A 16,529-nucleotide genomic window follows, 5' to 3' on the forward strand; every position below is an offset into this window, starting at 1 on the left:
GCGGCCGACAGTGAACGACAGTGAGGGGAGCCCATCGCCACATTGACACTCTCTGGGGCGGAGCCTACGGTGCCGTGTTCGACGTCGTGACGACGTGCCTGCCACGGGACTCGGCTCCGTTGGAGAACCATGCTCTGGAACAAGTGGGACAAGTCGGCCAATCTGGGTGGCGCGTCGATGGACAAGGAAAGCAGGTCCGGCAAGAACAACCCCCGGCGGTGGTATCCGAAGCTCCGCTCGCCGGCGTCCCGGGTCAGGTCGTTCAACAACTACGCGAAGCAGCTGAGCGACGACGAGATCGAGGCCGGCCTGCATCGCAAGCGCGTCGGCGCCTACTGGCAGGAGGTCGGGAAGCTCCAGTTCGACTTCCTTGTCTCCCAGGGGTTGCGGCCCGATCACCGGTTGCTGGACGTCGGTTGCGGCGCGCTGCGGGGCGGTCTCCATTTCATCCGCTACCTCGAACCCGGGCACTACTACGGCATCGACCTCAACCAGAGTTTGCTCAAGGCAGGCATCGAACACGAGGTCCCCAGGGCGGGACTGACCGACCGGATGCCGGCGACCAATCTGCGGCAGACCGACATGTTCGCCTGCGACGACTTCGGCGTCACCTTCGACTTCATGCTGTCGGTGTCGGTGTGGAGCCACCTGCCGCTGAACCACCTTCGGCTGTGTCTTCACCAGCTGGCGAAGGTGACCAAGCCGGGCGCGAGCTACTTCACGACGTTCTTCGAGGCCGCTGACGCCTTACCGCTCGACGAGCGGCAGCGCCGGCCGGACCGGAAGGGCTGGACCTATTCCCATCGTGACCCGTTCCACTACACCCAGGCGGACTTGGAATGGGTAGCCGGCGTAGGCCCCTGGACGTTCGTCTACGTCGGCGACTGGAGTCACCGGCGAGGCCAGAAGATGGCCCAGTTCATCCGTACGGACTGAACGCCGAGTGGCGCACGCCGCGTCACCTGAGCAGCTTGTCGAGCGTGATCGGCAGGTCGCGGATCCGGGTTCCGGTGGCGTGGTGGGTGGCGTTGGCGATGGCGGCGGCCGCTCCGACGATGCCGATCTCGCCGATGCCCTTGGAGCCCAGGACATTGACGTAGGGGTCGTCCTCGTCGATCCAGGTGGCGTCGATGTCGGCGATGTCGGCGTGGGCGGCGATGTGGTAGCTGGCGAAGTCGTGGTTGACGACGTGGCCGAAGCGGGGGTCTACGACGGCTTCTTCGAACAGGGCCATGGACAGGCCCATGGTCATGCCGCCGATGAACTGCGACCTCGCGGTGGTGGGGTTGATGATCCGGCCGGCGGCGAAGACTCCGAGCATGCGTGGCACCCGGACTTCGCCGGTGTCGGCTTTGACGCGGACCTCCGCGAACTGCGCCCCGAACGCATGCATCGCGAAGTTCTCCTCATGCGGATTGTCCGGCATGCCGGCGGTGACCTCCGCCCCGGCGGGCGCGTCCACCCCGTGTCGTTCCCGGAACGCACGTGCCGCCGCGACGACCGTCGAACCCCAGCTCGCCATCCCGGTGGATCCGCCCGCGACCGAGGCGGAGGGGAGGGCCGTGTCACCGATGCGAAGCTCGATCGCGGAGAGGGGTACGTCGAGAGCGTCCGCGGCGATCTGCGCCAGGGTCGTCCAGGTCCCGGTACCGATGTCCGCGGCCCCGATCGACACCTCGTACCGCCCGTCGCCGCCGGAACGGATCGAGGCGGCCGAGCCGGGCAGGCGCCCGGCAGGGTAGGTGGAGCTGGCGACGCCGGTGCCGACGAGCCAGCCGTCGCGCAGGCGTACGCCCGGTGTGGGGTCGCGCGACTCCCACCCGAAGCGTCGGGCGCCCTCGCGCAGGCAGGCGACCAGACCACGGCTCGACCAGGGCAGCCCGGACTCCGGGTCGCGCTCGGGATCGTTGCGGACCCGCAGCTCGATCGGGTCGAGGCCGCAGGCGACCGCGAGCTCGTCCATCGCCACCTCGAGCGCGAACATGCCGGGCGTCTCGCCGGGTGCCCGCATCCAGGTCGGCACCGGAACGTCGAGGCGCGCCAGCCGGTGCGTGGTCCGCCGGTTCGGCGCCGCGTACATCAGCCGGGTCGCGACGGCCGTCTGCTCCGCGAACTCCTTGAACCTCGCCGTATGCTCGACCGCCTCGTGGGCGATCGCGGTGAGGCGTCCGTCGGCGCCGGCACCGAGCCGGATGTGCTGGATGGTCGGCGTACGGTGCCCGGCCGGACCGAACATCTGCTGCCGGGTCAGCGTGAACTTCACCGGTCGGCCGGCGGCCATGCGGGCGGCCAGCCCGGCGAGCACGTTGTGGGCGTGCGGCATGCCCTTGGACCCGAAGCCGCCGCCGACGTACGGCGAGACGACCCGCAGGGTGTCGGCGTCGAGGCCGAACACCGGCACCATCGTGGCCTTGACCCAGTGCACACCCTGGGACGAGTCGTACATCGTCAGCCCGTCGTCGTCCCACACCGCGACGGTCGTGTGCGGCTCCATCGGGTTGTGGTGCTCGGTGGGCGTGGTGTAGGTCTGGTCGACCGTGACGGCCGCGTCCGCGAACGCCTCCTCGACATCACCCTGGGCGCTGTCGGTGGGGTACCACGGGTTCACATGATCGGGCGCGTAGAGGTCGTCGCGGTCCGCGCGGAGGACGACGTCGTGCGGCTCGGCGGCGTAGTCCACGCGGACCAGGGTCGCCGCGTGTCGTGCGGTCTCGAAACTCTCCGCCACGACCGCGCCGATGAACTGGCCGCGGTAGGCGACGTCCCCCGACTGGAGCACCCAGTACTCCAGGTCGTCGTTCGAGGCGAGCCGTGCCGCGTTCTCGTGGGTGAGGACGAATGCCACCCCGTCGCAGGCCTCGGCGGCCGCCGTGTCGATCCCGGTGAGCCGGCCGCGGGCGATCGTCGCCTGGACGGGATAGAGGTAGAGCGGGTTGTCGACCTTCTGTTCGTACGCATAGGCCGCGGTGCCCGTCACCTTGGCGACGCCGTCGGCCCGGGTGTGCGGCTGGCCCATCTCGCGCGGCCGGAGCAGGTCGGTCACGGTGTCTCCTTCGCCGGTCCGTCGGCCAACGACCGCCACGGGCCGCGGGGGCGGCTCAAGCCCAGTCCTCACGCGCGAGGTCCCGCAGCACCGCGACCATGGTGTTCCGCGCCAGCGGGACCTTGAAGGCGTTGCCGGGGAGCGGCCGCGCGGCGGCGAGTTCGGCGTCGGCCGCCTGCCGGAAACTGTCCTCGGTAGCGGGTGCGCCCTGCAGCGCCTGTTCCGCACGGGTCGCACGCCACGGCTGGTGCGCCACCCCTCCCAGCGCGATCCGGGCGTCGGAGACAGTGCCGTCGGTGACTTCGAGCGCCGCCGCGACGGACACCAGGGCGAAGGCGTACGACGCCCGGTCGCGTACCTTGCGGTAGGTCGAACGGACCGCCATCGGGAGGTCCGGCAGGTCGATGGCCGTGATCAGATCGCCGTGCGCGAGCACCGTGTCCCGCTCCGGCTCGTCACCCGGCAGCCGGTGGAAGTCTCTCATCGGGATGCTGCGTTCGCCGTCCACACCGAGGACGACCACGGACGCGTCCAGTGCCGCCAGAGCGACGGCCATGTCCGACGGGTGCGTCGCCACGCAGTGCTCGGACGCGCCGAGGATGGCGAGGTCGCGGTGGAACCCGTCGATCGCCGAACAGCCCGTACCGGGCTCGCGCTTGTTACACGCAGTGGTGACGTCCTGGAAGTAGACACACCGGGTGCGTTGCAACAGGTTCCCGCCGGTGGTCGCCACGTTGCGCAGCTGCGCAGATGCGCCGGCGAGCAGCGCCCGCGACAGCATCGGATAGCCGGCCCGGACGATCGGGTCCACGGCCAGGTCAGTGTTGGACACCGCCGCGCCCACCCGGACACCGCCGTCCGGCCGCGGCACGATCCGGTCGAAGGGGAGCCCGCTCACATCGACGAGCAGGTTCGGGGTGGCGACGCCGAGTTTCAGATGATCGACGAGGTTCGTACCGGCGCCCAGGTACGCCGCCCCGGGTCGTTCCGACACCATCGCGACGGCGGTGGGTGCGTCGAGCGCCCGCGTGTAGTCGAACGGCTTCACTGCGCGGCCACCTCTCGGATCGCGGCGACGATGTTGACGTACGCACCGCACCGGCACAGGTTGCCGCTCATCCGTTCCCGGATCTCCTCGTCGACCAGCTCCATGTGGCCGCCGTTGAGGTATTTCGTGACGTGACTCGGATGACCGGCCTTCACCTCGTCCAGCATCCCGATCGCCGAACAGATCTGGCCCGGTGTGCAGTACCCGCACTGGAACCCGTCGTGGTCGACGAACGCCTGCTGCATCTCGTGCAGCTCGCCACCGTCCGCGAGGCCCGCCGCGGTGGTGATCTCCGCGCCGTCGTGGGCGATCGCCAGCGCGAGACAGGTGAGGGCCCTGCGTCCGTCCAGCAGGACCGTGCACGCGCCACACTGGCCGTGGTCACAGCCCTTCTTCGGCGACGTCACCGCCAGCCGTTCGCGGAGGGCGTCCAACAACGTCGTCCTGGTGTCCACGGTCAGCGACCGGGACTCGCCATCGACTCGGAGGGTGATCTGGGCATCCACGCTGATGTTCACCTGGCTCTCACGGCACGCGCCACACGCTCATTCCGACGTACCCAGCGGCTCAACCGGCGACACTTCCGGAGTGTGGGATGCGCCGGTGATCGCGGATAGGCTCGAGGTCCACGCGCCTGGGGAGGGAACGAACGGCATGATCGACGACGCGGGCTACCTGCGGTTTCCGAGCATCAACGGCGACGTCGTGGTGTTCGTCAGCGACGATGATCTGTGGAGCGTGCCGGCCGAGGGTGGCCGGGCGTGGCGGCTGACCGCCGGAGTCGCGGAGGCGTCCCGCCCGAGCCTGTCACCCGACGGGTCGCAGCTCGCGTTCATCGGCCAGGAGGAAGGACCCGGCGAGGTCTACGTCATGCCTGCCGCCGGCGGCACCGCGCGGCGGCTGACGTTCGAGGCCGCGCCGCGATGCGCGGTGGCGGACTGGCTCGACGACGACACGATCGCCTACGCGAGCACCGCGACCCGCCCGGTCAACGAGGCCCGCCTGCGCGCGGTGAGCCGGCACGGCGGCCCGTCGGAGGAACTGCCGTACGGATGGGCCCAGTCCATGTCGTCCGCCCCGACCGGTGGGGTCGTGCTCGGGCGCAACACCGCCGACCCGGCCCGCTGGAAGCGCTACCGCGGCGGCACGGCCGGCGAGTTGTGGGTCGACGCCGACGGCAGCGGGGAGTTCCGCCGGCTGGTCACCCTGGACGGCAACCTGGCCAGCCCGTGCTGGGTGGGCGAGCGGATCTACTTCCTGTCCGACCACGAAGGCATCGGCAACGTCTACTCCTGCACTCCGGCCGGCGAGGACGTGCGTCGGCACTCCGATCACGACGACTACTACGCGCGGAACCTCAGCTGCGATGGCGCGCGGCTGGTCTATCACCGGGCGGGTGACCTCTACCTGCTCGACCCGGCCGACGACGAGCCGCGGCAGATCCCGGTGCGGCTGGCGACGTCCCGCACACAGCGCAACCGGCAGTTCGTTCCGGCCGGGACCTATCTCGACTCAGCCTCCCTCGGTCCGGACGGGAGCGACCTGGCGGTCACCACCCGCGGCAAGGCGTTCTCGTTCGCCCACTGGGAGGGTGCGGTCCGCCAGCACGGGGAGCCCGACGGCGTGCGGTACCGCCTGCTGACCTGGCTCGGCGACCACAAGCGGCTGGTCGCGGCGGGAAGTGATGACCGCGAGGAGGAACGCCTGGTCGTCCTCACCGCCGACGGCAGCGCCCCGCCGCGGTGGCTCGACACGGTCGACATCGGCCGGGTCGTCGAAATGACCGTCTCGCCGCACGCCGACCTGGTGGCGGTCGCCAACCACCGCTGCGAACTGCTCGTCGTCGACCTCGCGGCTGACGATCCGAGCGCGCGGCGGCTCGACGCGAGCCGGTCCGGCCGGATCGGTGACCTGGCGTGGGCTCCTGACGGCCGGTGGCTCGCCTACGCCAAGCCGGAGAGTCCGCAGACGCAGGCGATCACCCTGTGCCGCGTGGAGACCGGGGAGACCTGGCCGGCGACGCGGCCCGTGCTGCGCGACCGCTCACCGAGCTTCGACCCCGACGGCAAGTACCTCTACTTCCTGGGGCAGCGCGACTTCAACCCGGTCTACGACGCCCTGCAGTTCGAGCTCGGGTTCCCGCTCGGGACCCGGCCCTACGCGGTGGCGCTGCGGCGCGATGTCGGCTCGCCGTTCGTACCCGAGCCGAAGCCGCTGGTGAGCGAGGCCGCCGCCAAGCAGAAGAAGGCCGAGGAGGAACGCAAGGAGGACGAGGAGGCCGAGGGCGACCGGCCGACGCCGGTCGAGATCGACGTCGACGGCCTGCCCGACCGGGTGGTGACCTTTCCGGTTCCGGAGGGGCACTACACCAAGATCGCGGGCATCCACGGCAAGGCCCTCTTCGCCAGCCTGCCGGTCGAGGGCAGCCAGGAGGCGCCGTGGTACAACCTCGCCCCGGCGGCCAGGGCGGTGCTGGACTCCTACGACTTCGAGACCCAGAAGAAGGAACGCCTGGTCGACGGCATCAGCGACTTCTGGCTCGACCGGGGCGCGCGCACCCTCCTCTACCGCGCCGGCGAGCGGCTGCGGGTGCTGAAGGCCGGCGAGAAACCGGGCGAGGACGCCGACGAGGCCCGGCGTAGCACCGGCTGGATCGACCTCGAACGGGTCAAGGTGTCGGTGCGCCCGGGCGCCGAGTGGCGGCAGATGTTCCGGGAGACCTGGCGCCTGCAGCGCGACCAGTTCTGGGTCGAGGACATGTCGGGTGTGGCGTGGGACCAGGTCTACGCCCGCTACCTGCCGCTCGTCGATCGGGTCGCCACCAGGGCCGAGCTGTCCGACCTGATCTGGGAGCTGCAGGGTGAGCTCGGGACCTCCCATGCGTACGAGCTGGGTGGTGCGTACCGGCCAGGACCCCACTACCAGCAGGGTTTCCTCGGGGTCGACTGGCTGTTCGACCCCGAGACGGGGCACTACCAGGTCGACCGGATCGTCGGCGGTGACCAATGGAACACCGGTGCGACGTCGCCGCTGAACCGGCCAGGTGTGTCCATCGCGGCGGGTGATGTTGTGCTCGCCATCAACGGCCAACCGATCGGTCGTACGCCGGACGGGGGCCACGTCGTGCCCGGCGAGCCGTTGGTCAACCAGGCCGACGAAGAGGTGCAACTGACGGTCCTCGGTGCGGCTTCGGAGTCAGGGGCCGGCTCGGCCGCGACGGCCGATGCGGCGACGGCTGACTCGGCTGCTACTCCTGACTCGGCTGGTGCGGGTGGTGCGTTGGACCCGCGGACCGTGAGCGTGCGGGCGGTCCAGTCCGAACAGGCCGGCCGCTACCGCGACTGGGTGGAGGCCAACCGTTCCTATGTCCGTGAACGCACCGACGGTCGCGTCGGCTACCTCCACATTCCCGACATGGGGCCGCGCGGGTTCGCGGAGTTCCACCGTGCGTTCCTGCGGGAGTACGACCGGGACGCGTTGGTGATCGACGTCCGGTTCAATGGCGGCGGCCACGTCTCGCCGTTGCTGCTGGAGAAGCTGGCCCGCCGCCGGATCGGCTACGACTTCCCGCGCTGGGGCGAGCCGGAGCCGTATCCGCCCGAGTCGCCGCGCGGGCCGCTGGTCACCCTCACGAACGAAGCGGCCGGCTCGGACGGCGACATCTTCTGCCATGCGTTCAAGCTGCGGAAGCTCGGCCCGCTGATCGGCCGGCGTACCTGGGGTGGCGTGATCGGCATCTCACCCCAGCACCGGCTCGCCGACGGCACAATCACGACCCAGCCGGAGTTCTCGTTCTCGTTCGACGACGTGGGCTGGCGGGTCGAGAACTACGGCACCGACCCCGACATCGAGGTCGACATCACGCCGCAGGACTTCGCCCGTGGCCAGGATCCGCAACTGGACAAGGCGATCGAGGTGGCGCTGGAGGAGTTGGCGGCCAGCCCGCCGCACGTACCGACGTCCGACGAACGCCCGCGTCTTGGCGCCCCGCCGCTAGCCCCCCGCCCGCGCTGACCGAGAACGGTCGGCTGCGCCGACGGCTCACGAGGTGAGGGTGGCGCGGATGATCGCGCCGGGTTCGGGGCCCGCCTGCGCGACTACCGTGCCGTCGGCGTTCCAGATTCCTGACCGCCCGGCGGCGTGGGAGTAGCCCTCACCGGTCGAACCCGCGAAGCTCGCCACCGCCACCCAGACCCTGTGCTGGCGGGCGATCCGGTGGGCCCGCTCGGCCAGGATGCCCGCGCGGTCGGCCGACTCCAGGACGCCGGCGACGTACGCATCGATTCCGAGGGCGGCGGTGTCGGTCGCGTGCTGCGGTATGCCCGTGTCCTTACAGATCGCGAGGCCGAGCCGCCATCCGTCGACGTCGAGCGTGGCGGGTTTGCTGCCTGGGGTGAACCGGCGCTCTTCTGCTGGGCCCAGCCACATCTTGCGGTACGCCACTGAGGCGCCGGTGCCGTCGACGGCCAGCATCGCGAGGTACGACCGCCCAGCCTCGCCCGCCACCGGGGCGCCAACCAGGGCGAGCGAACCGGTCTCGGCGCAGCCTTGGACGAGGGGGCCGAGGCGTGCATCCTCGGCCGTGATCGGCGGCGCGTCCAGCTGGTATCCGGTCAGCGAGAGTTCGGGAAAGGCCACCACCCGGGCGCTTGCCGTGCGGATCGTCGCGGCGTGGCTCGCCGCGTTCGTCGCCACGTCGTACGACACCAGCAGCGGCTGGGCGACCGCGATCCTCAACGGTTCACGCACGCTGACCTTCACCTCCGGACGCGGAGCCCACCCCGAGCGCGCGGGCGGCGAGCTGGGCCAGGTGCACGGGCTCGCGTTCGCCGGCCTGGCGTACCTGCGTACGACAACTGAACCCGTCCGCCAGCACGGCAACCTCGGTGTCGGCCTTGCGGACCGCCGGGAGCAGGACGCGTTCGGCACAGGCCATCGACACGTCGTAGTGGCCCTTCTCGAACCCGAAGTTGCCGGCGAGTCCGCAGCATCCCGAGTCGAGCACGTCCGCCTTCACCCGCAGGGCTTCGAGCACGGCGGTGTCGGCGGCGAACCCGAGTTCTGCATGCTGGTGGCAGTGCACCTGGACGAGCGCATGTAGATCCGGCGTGCGGACGACGAAATCGTCGGTGTGGCGGGCGAGCAGCTCGGCGAACGTCATCGTCTGCCGCCGCAACTGCGTCGCTCGCACGTCATCGGGCAGCAGGTCGGTCAGCTCACCCCGGAACAACGCCGTACAGCTCGGCTCCAACCCCACCACCGGAACGCCGTCGTCAAGCCAGGGTTGCAGGGTCGCCAACGTCTGTTGCAGGACACGCTTCGCGACACCGAGTTGGCCGGTCGACACCCAGGTGAGGCCGCAGCACACCCGCTTCGTCGGCACCTCGACGCGGTAGCCGAGCGATTCCAGCACCGCCACCGCGTCCATGCCGATCTGGGGATCGAACGCATTGGTGAACGTGTCCGGCCACAGCACCACCCGCGGCGCGTCGACCGGCAGGGCCCCGGCCGCCGCGCGATGCCTCCGGAACGTACGGACGAACGTCTTGTCCGCGAGGGGCGGTATCTCCCGCTCGGGTGTGATCCCGCCGACCTTCTTGGCGACGGCCGCAAGTGCCCGCACCCGGGCGGCCGCGTTCGCGACCCGCGCGAGCGGGGCGGCCATCCGCAGCCACAGCGGCAGGAACCCCATGGAGTAATGGGACAGTGGACGCAAGCGCCGAGCGTAGTGCTGGGAGAGGAACTCCGCCTTGTAGCTCGCCATGTCGACGCCGACCGGACAGTCGGTCTTGCATCCCTTGCAGGACAGGCACAGGTCCAGCGCGTCGTGGACCTCCGCGGATCGCCAACCGTCGGAGACGACCTCTCCGTTCGCCATCTCGAACAGCAGCCGCGCCCGGCCCCGGGTCGAATGCTTCTCCTCCTGCGTGACCCGGTAGCTCGGGCACATCACGCCACCCTGCGACGCGAGGCACTTGCCGACACCCATGCAGCGTCTCGTCGCGCCGAAGAAGCCGTCGATGTCGTGGGTGAAGGCGAGTGTCGTCTCGGCGGGTCGCACCGTCGGCGGCGCCACGAAGACCCGCAGATCGTCGTCGAGCTTCGCAGGATCGACGATGCGGTGCGGGTTCATCAGTCCGTCGGGATCCCATGCGGCCTTGAACTCTCCGAATGCCGTACGGATGTCGTCGGGGTACATCCGGTCGAGGAGTTCGGCGCGCGCCTGGCCGTCACCGTGTTCGCCCGACAACGACCCGCCGTGCTCCACGACGAGGTCGGCGGCCTCCTCCATGAACCTCCGGAACCCCGCGACGCCGGGTTTGCTCAACAGGTCGAAGTCGATCCGGACGTGGATGCACCCGTCGCCGAAGTGCCCGTAGTAGATACCGCGCCTGCCGTGCGTACGCATCAACGCGTCGAATCCGCGCAGGTAACTGCCGAGCCGGTGCGGCGGCACCGCCGCGTCCTCCCATCCGGGCCAGGCCTCGCCGCCGTCGGTGAGCCGGGTGGTGCTTCCGGCGCCCTCTTCCCGGATTCGCCACAGCGCCCGCATGTGCGCGGGATCGGACACGACGAGGTTCGTCGCGCCGACGCCTGCCATCACGCGGGCGACGGCCTCTGCTTGCTGGCGGGCGTGTGCGGGTGTTTCGCCGCCGGTCTCGACGTACAGCCAGGCGCCGCCGGCGGGCAGGGTGTCGAGCACCGGGTTGGCGGGGTTGCGGCTGCGGACGATCTCGACGATCGCCGCGTCGACGCTCTCGATCGTGAGGGGAGCGAGATCGAGGAGTGGTAGGACGTTGTCGGCGGCCACGAACTGGTCCGGAAAACCCAACACCGCAAGGGCGCGTGCCGGCGGTGCCTCCACGAGCGCGACCTCGGCATCGAGCAGGGTGGCGCAGGTACCCTCGGTGCCGACCAGCGCCTTGGCGAGGTCGAATCCGTGTGCGGGCAGGAGTTGGTCGAGGTTGTACCCGGACACCCTCCGAGTGAGCGCCGGTGTCGGTGTCGGTGTCGTCGGGCTGGGAGGCCGGCCGGCCGGGTTTACTCCGTACAGCTGGTCGATCCGGGTGCCATGGCGGTCGCGGATGGCGACGAGATCGCGGTAGAGCCGCCCGATCCGTCCGTCGGCAGAGGTGAGGCGGGCGAGGTCGGCGTCCGAGGTCGGGCCGACGGTGAGCTGCGTACCGTCGAGCAGGGCGACCCGCAGCGTGGCCACGTTGTCGACGGTCTTGCCCCACGCCACCGAGTGGGCCCCGCAGGCGTTGTTGCCGATCATGCCGCCGAGCGTGCACCGGCTGTGCGTCGACGGGTCGGGCCCGAACGTCAGCCCATGCGGCCGCGCGGCGGCCCGCAGGTCGTCGAGGACGACGCCGGGCTGGACGCGTGCCTTTCGGGTGTCGGGGTCGATGTCGACTATGGCGTTCAGGTGCCGGCTGAAGTCCAGCACCACGGCCGTGTTGACCGCCTGCCCGCCGATGCTGGTGCCGGCGCCGCGGGGGAGTACGGGGATGCGGAGGCGGTGGCAGACGTCGAGGGTGGCGAGGACGTCGTCGGAGTCGTACGGCTGGACCACACCGATCGGCACGTGCCGGTAGTTGGACGCATCGGCGGACCACATCGCCCGGCTGCCCGCGTCGAAGCGCACCGCTCCTCGGACAACCTTCGCGAGCGCGGCATGGACGGCTTCGGCCGGTACGTCGCTGCCGGACGGGTGGTCGCTACCGGTCGGGTGGCCTTGAGGGTGGGACGTACGCGGGTCAGGCGGCACAGCATCGAGCCTTCCACGCCGGCTCTGTTCAGCGCCCACCACCCCAGGGCGCGACAGTACGGCGGGGTCCGGCGGGGGCGCGGCGACAGGACGGCGGGGGCGCGGCGACAGGACCGGGGACGCCAGCCCGCGCACACCAGTCGCCGGCGTCCCCCTGGACCATGATCATGCGTGGATAGACGGGGCCATTGTGCGGCTCATCAGCCCAGTTTCTAACGCATGATCATGGGAAGGCCCCCATACATGATCATGGGAAGGCACCCCATTCAGATCACAGTGATCGTCGCGCGACTCCGGCACATCGTGAGCACGTTGCCGACCACCTGGTGACCCGCGCGGCCGGTCGCCGTCAGGATCGACTCCGGGTGGAACTGCACCGCCCAGCGACGGCGGACCGGATCCTCGATCGCCATCGCGACGGCCGCTGTCTCACCCGAACCAGTCTGGTTCGCGGTCGTCGCCGTCACCGCGAACCCACCGCCAGCGCCGCCTCGTACGGTCGTGGCGCGAACCTGGTCGGGTGTGGCGAACAGCGAGTGGTACCGCCCGGCCGTGAAGCTCGCGCCCATGCCGGCCAGCAGTTTGCCACCCAGCACGTGGACCTCGGCCGGCTTGCCGTGCGCGGGATAGGGCAGCAGGTCGAGCGCACCGCCGTCGTACTCCACCATCGCCTGCAGCCCCAGGCACACCCCGAACGCCGGCAGGCCGCGTGCGTCCAGTGCCCGCAGCAGCGACGCACAGTCGAAGTCGGTCGGGCGTCCCGGACCGGGGGAGAGCACGACGAGATCCGGCGCGAGTTCGTCCAGCGTCGCCTCGGCGAACCCGTACCGCAGCGTCGTCACGCCGGCACCCTGCTGCCGGAAGTAGTCGCCGAGCGTGTGGACGAACGAGTCCTGGTGATCGACGACCAGGACCCGCATCCCGTTACCAGGAAGGAATTCGACCGCCGCGGGGGCGACACCCCCGGAACCAGCGCTACCCGATCCTGCGCCACCAGATCCTGCGGCACCAGATCCTGCGCCACCAGACGGCGCTTCCGCCGCGCCACGGTCGACGTCACCCGGCGTCGCGAGGGCGTCAAGAAGCGCTTGCGCCTTGAGGTGGGTCTCGCGCTCCTCCTCCTCCGGATCCGAGTCGTACAACAGCGTCGCCCCCACCCGCACCGACGCGACACCGCTGGAGATGTGTGCCGTCCGCAGCATGAGCCCGGTGTTCATCGATCCGTCGAAGCCGGCGACGCCGATCGCTCCGCCGTACCACCGGCGCGGCGCGTCCTCGCGGTCCTCGATGAACTGCATCGCCCACTGCTTCGGCGCGCCCGTCACCGTCACCGCCCACATGTGGGTGAGGAACGCGTCGAACGCATCGAGCCCGGGCCGCAGTGTCCCCTCGATGTGGTCGACCGTGTGGATCAGTCTGCTGTAGAGCTCGATCTGGCGACGGCCGATGACCCGGACGCTGCCGGGTACGCAGACGCGGGACTTGTCGTTGCGGTCGACGTCGGTACACATGGTGAGCTCGGCCTCGTCCTTGGTGGAGTTGAGCAGCGTACGAATCTGCTCGGCGTCCTCCAGCGGGTCGGCACCACGGCGGATCGTCCCCGCGATCGGACAGGTCTCGACCCGGGAGCCGGTCACGCGGACGTACATCTCCGGCGACGCGCCGACGAGGTACTCACCCTCGCCCAGGTTGAAGAAGAACTCGTACGGCGCCGGATTCCGTTCCCGCAGCCGCGAGTAGAAAGCCGCCGGCGACGCGCACGGTCCGTGGACGACATGGCTGGGCGTCACCTCGAACAGGTCGCCCCGGAAGAACCGCTCCTTCGCGTCGCGGACGATCTGCGCGTACCTGCCGGGAACGGGAGCGGGCGGCACCTCCTGGCTGCGTACCACTGGCGTCGGTTCGGTGTGCCGGGGCAGGCCGGCCGTGCTCACGCCGTCGACGATGAAGTCGTACGCATATCGCACGGAAGTCTCGCGCTTCCGGTCGACGACGAGGATCTCGTCCGGGAGGTGCAGCACCAGGTCGCGATGGGCGGCGGCCCCGCGATCGTGCACCAGGCGCAGCGGCTCGAACTGGTGGGCGAGGTCGTAGCCGTACGCACCGTAGAGCCCGAGCTGGTGGTCGCCGTCGTAGGAGAAGAGCGCCACGATCGCCCGCAGGGTCGTGAACACGGTCGGTTGCCGGCCGCGCTCCTCCTCAGCGAACCCGTCACCGGCCGCAGCCGGGACCTCGACCTCGAGGTGATCCGCCGCCGTCGCCACGACCTCGCCGGTGCGACTCATCACGGCCGCGACAGCGGACAGCAGGACCTCACCCCGCGCGTTGAGCGCCGTCGCGGTGACCCTGCGACCGCGCGCCGCGATCTCCAGCGGCGGGTCGACGTAACCAAGATGCCAGCGGCTGTAGCGGCCTGGATAGTCGATGCCGGAGCTGAGGATCCCGCCCCGCCGCGTCTCGACACCGGAGGCGAACTCCTCGAGCTGGTCGCGGATGCCGCGCTCGGCGTAGTCGGTCCGGTCGGGCCGGTCGACGCGGCCGGCGCGGTCGGTGGGGTCGACGGGGTGGTTGGGGTCGGCGCGGTCGACCAGGTCCATACGGTCGGCGCGGCTGGTGGTGCGCGTCACGGCGATCCCGCCGGCGGTGCGGTAGCAGGTCGTGTCGTCCACGGTGGTCGCCCTTTCAGGTGGGCCCGCACCGGTGGGTTGTTCCTGGGTAGGACACAAGAAAGCGACCGCCGGTGAGGGCGGTCGCATCGTTCGATCGTCAGTTGCGTTACGGAACGAGGGCTGCCGCCTAGAGGCGGCGCCACCACTGAAGCTGGAGTGCGTTCCGTCTGCGCATGGGCCGCACCTTAGCACGGGGCGAGGGACATCTCGTTGGTACGAGGGAACCCCGTCGAGGGTGCACCGCTTGGATGAGGGGACCCTTGCGACGGGCCTGGCCTGGGTGAGGGGACCCTTCACACGAACCTATTGGATCAGGGGCACCCTCATGCGAACCGCCATTGGATCAGGGGCCCCTCATCCAATGGGGAACCCGTCGCCACCCGCGCCGGGGGAGCTGGGGCCGATCGGCGGAGCTACTCGATCGTGAAGCCGAACACGCTGACCAGCGTGTAGAGCCCGAGCAGCCCGATCGCGGCGCTGCTGACGACCAGGACCACGTGGAACGCCCGGCCGCCGTACAGCCGTGGGTCCACATCGACCTTCCGCAGGTACCACACCGCGACGACCACGCCGAGCAGGAAGACGCCGGTCATGACGCCGCCGATCTGCACCATGATCACCGGCGAGCTGATCAGAAGGTACGCGGCACCCCACACGATGGGCAGCACCACGATGAACAGCCGGATCCACCGCTGCCGCGCGAACGGCTCGCGCCAGTCGAGGGCGCCGAGAGTCGCGAGGACGTTGGTGTACATCCGGGCCCAACTCGGCACGGCCGCCCACAGGGTCGAGCCGAGCACGGCGATCGCGCCGATGAGGAATGCGATGGTGGCCCATTCGCCGAGGGTGTCGGTGTACATCCGGGAGAGGGTTGTCAACATGTCGTTGCCCTCGGGTGAGAGCCCCTGCGGATGCAGAACAGCCGCCCCCATGATGAAGAACGCCAGCGTCGAGAAGGTGTAGACCACCCACGAGACAAGGGCATCCTTGTACATCACCTTGATCCAGCCGTTGGCCCGGCGTACCCACGCCTCGCTGCCGTCGTTGGGGCCAACCCAGCGGGCGTACCCCTTCTCCACACACCAGTACGTGTAGAAGGTGATCTCGTCCGCGCCGACGCCGGTGATGCCGAACATCGCCACCGCCGCCCCGACCGCGCCGGCCGGAATGCGGAACGCCAACCCGCCAAGGATCTCGCTGCTGTCGTAGGCGAATGGCGTGAAGGGTAGACCGAAGGCGATCACCACGGTGAGGACCGAGAACACGACGACGAGCACGAACGCGCCACGCTCGATCAGGCTGTAGCGATTGGAATACAGCAGCGTGACCGTGCCCAGGACGATGATCACGGTCCAGATCGCCAGCGACGTCGTACCCAATGGGTCGCCGAACGGCATGAGGATGCTCAAGGCGACCGCGACACCACCGACGATGCCACCCAACTGCAGCACCTTCGACAGGGCGAGCAGGACCCACAGGACGTTGATCCAGCCGATCCGGCCGAACCGTGGCGGGACGCGGTTGTAGCCCGACAGCGCAGGCTCGCCGGTCGAGATCGTCCAGCGCGCCAGCTCGACCTGCAAGGCGACCTTGACAGTGGTCGAGATGATGACCATCCACAGCAGCGCGAAGCCCGCCTGGGCGCCGAGCGTCGTGGTGGCGATGAGCTCACCCGATCCCACGATCGAGGCGCTGACAATGAGTCCGGGGCCGAGGTAGCGCAGGCTCGCGCCCCAACCCGTGGGTGGTTCCTTGATCCCGTCGGCCGTCAGCTTGTACGGATCTGCGGCGAGCCTGGCGTCGATGGCCATCGCTGGTGCTCCTCTCGGAACGCTGGAGACCCGGTGCGTTGTCAGCGTTCGGGTTGTCCCGGTGGATGCGTCGTGCGTGGTGCGTCGGCGGGTCGAGCCTAGGGCGGGTGAACGAACGGCCGTGGTGCCGTTGTCCGGACTCGGACGCCCTTTCGAAACATGGCTTCCGGCACCCGGAAACCATCAGCTC

At 69.9% G+C, this 16,529-nt stretch carries 9 protein-coding genes; 2 read left to right on the forward strand and 7 right to left on the reverse strand.

Going from position 1 to position 16,529, the window contains the following annotated elements; genetic code table 11:
- The first annotated feature begins 129 nt into the window (after positions 1-129).
- Positions 130-936, forward strand: a complete 807-nt coding sequence (locus tag ABN028_RS23185) for a class I SAM-dependent methyltransferase (RefSeq protein ID WP_349698080.1) — start codon at positions 130-132, stop codon at positions 934-936.
- Positions 937-958: 22 nt separating this feature from the next.
- On the opposite strand, the gene ABN028_RS23190 is transcribed toward ABN028_RS23185, so the two are convergent.
- From ABN028_RS23190 to ABN028_RS23200, 3 genes are read right to left on the reverse strand one after another with little or no spacing between them, the layout of a single operon-like run.
- A complete protein-coding gene (locus ABN028_RS23190) occupies positions 959-3,043 on the reverse strand; it encodes a molybdopterin cofactor-binding domain-containing protein (protein ID WP_349698081.1) in 2,085 nt (694 codons plus the stop codon).
- Positions 3,044-3,098: 55 nt separating this feature from the next.
- The gene (locus ABN028_RS23195; protein ID WP_349698082.1) at positions 3,099-4,091 is read right to left on the reverse strand and encodes an FAD binding domain-containing protein; all 993 of its coding nucleotides are present in this window, start codon (positions 4,089-4,091) and stop codon (positions 3,099-3,101) included.
- Positions 4,088-4,609, reverse strand: a complete 522-nt coding sequence (locus ABN028_RS23200; RefSeq protein ID WP_349698083.1) for a 2Fe-2S iron-sulfur cluster-binding protein — start codon at positions 4,607-4,609, stop codon at positions 4,088-4,090. The genes ABN028_RS23195 and ABN028_RS23200 overlap by 4 nt, the downstream gene beginning before the upstream one ends.
- 136 nt (positions 4,610-4,745) lie before the next feature.
- Between ABN028_RS23200 and ABN028_RS23205 the strand changes: the two genes are divergently transcribed.
- Positions 4,746-8,105, forward strand: coding sequence for a S41 family peptidase (locus ABN028_RS23205; protein WP_349698084.1), 3,360 nt, complete (start codon positions 4,746-4,748; stop codon positions 8,103-8,105).
- 27 nt (positions 8,106-8,132) lie between these two features.
- Here ABN028_RS23205 and ABN028_RS23210 read toward each other — a convergent pair whose 3' ends face one another.
- The 4 genes from ABN028_RS23210 to ABN028_RS23225 all read right to left on the reverse strand — a co-directional run bounded on the left by ABN028_RS23210 (position 8,133) and on the right by ABN028_RS23225 (position 16,339).
- Positions 8,133-8,840 (reverse strand): carbon-nitrogen hydrolase family protein, encoded by a 708-nt coding sequence (locus ABN028_RS23210; RefSeq protein ID WP_349698085.1) that lies wholly within the window; start codon positions 8,838-8,840, stop codon positions 8,133-8,135.
- Positions 8,833-11,859: an FAD-binding and (Fe-S)-binding domain-containing protein gene (locus tag ABN028_RS23215; RefSeq protein WP_349698086.1), complete on the reverse strand. Its 3,027-nt coding sequence runs from the start codon at positions 11,857-11,859 to the stop codon at positions 8,833-8,835. Before ABN028_RS23215 ends, ABN028_RS23210 begins: the two co-directional genes overlap by 8 nt.
- Positions 11,860-12,125: 266 nt before the next feature.
- Positions 12,126-14,528 (reverse strand): anthranilate synthase component I, encoded by a 2,403-nt coding sequence (locus ABN028_RS23220; RefSeq protein WP_349698087.1) that lies wholly within the window; start codon positions 14,526-14,528, stop codon positions 12,126-12,128.
- Positions 14,529-14,941: 413 nt separating this feature from the next.
- Positions 14,942-16,339: an Nramp family divalent metal transporter gene (locus tag ABN028_RS23225; protein WP_349330402.1), complete on the reverse strand. Its 1,398-nt coding sequence runs from the start codon at positions 16,337-16,339 to the stop codon at positions 14,942-14,944.
- Between the last annotated feature and the right edge of the window lie 190 nt (positions 16,340-16,529).

It is taken from the genome of Actinopolymorpha sp. B17G11 (assembly GCF_040196095.1).
Classification (GTDB): domain Bacteria; phylum Actinomycetota; class Actinomycetes; order Propionibacteriales; family Actinopolymorphaceae; genus Thermasporomyces.

Coding starts and splice junctions, on each gene's coding strand:
- ABN028_RS23185 (WP_349698080.1), top strand. CDS start 130: ATGCTCTGGAACAAGTGGGACAAGTCGGCCAATCTGGGTGGCGCGTCG.
- ABN028_RS23205 (WP_349698084.1), top strand. CDS start 4,746: ATGATCGACGACGCGGGCTACCTGCGGTTTCCGAGCATCAACGGCGAC.
- ABN028_RS23225 (WP_349330402.1), bottom strand. CDS start 16,339: ATGGCCATCGACGCCAGGCTCGCCGCAGATCCGTACAAGCTGACGGCC.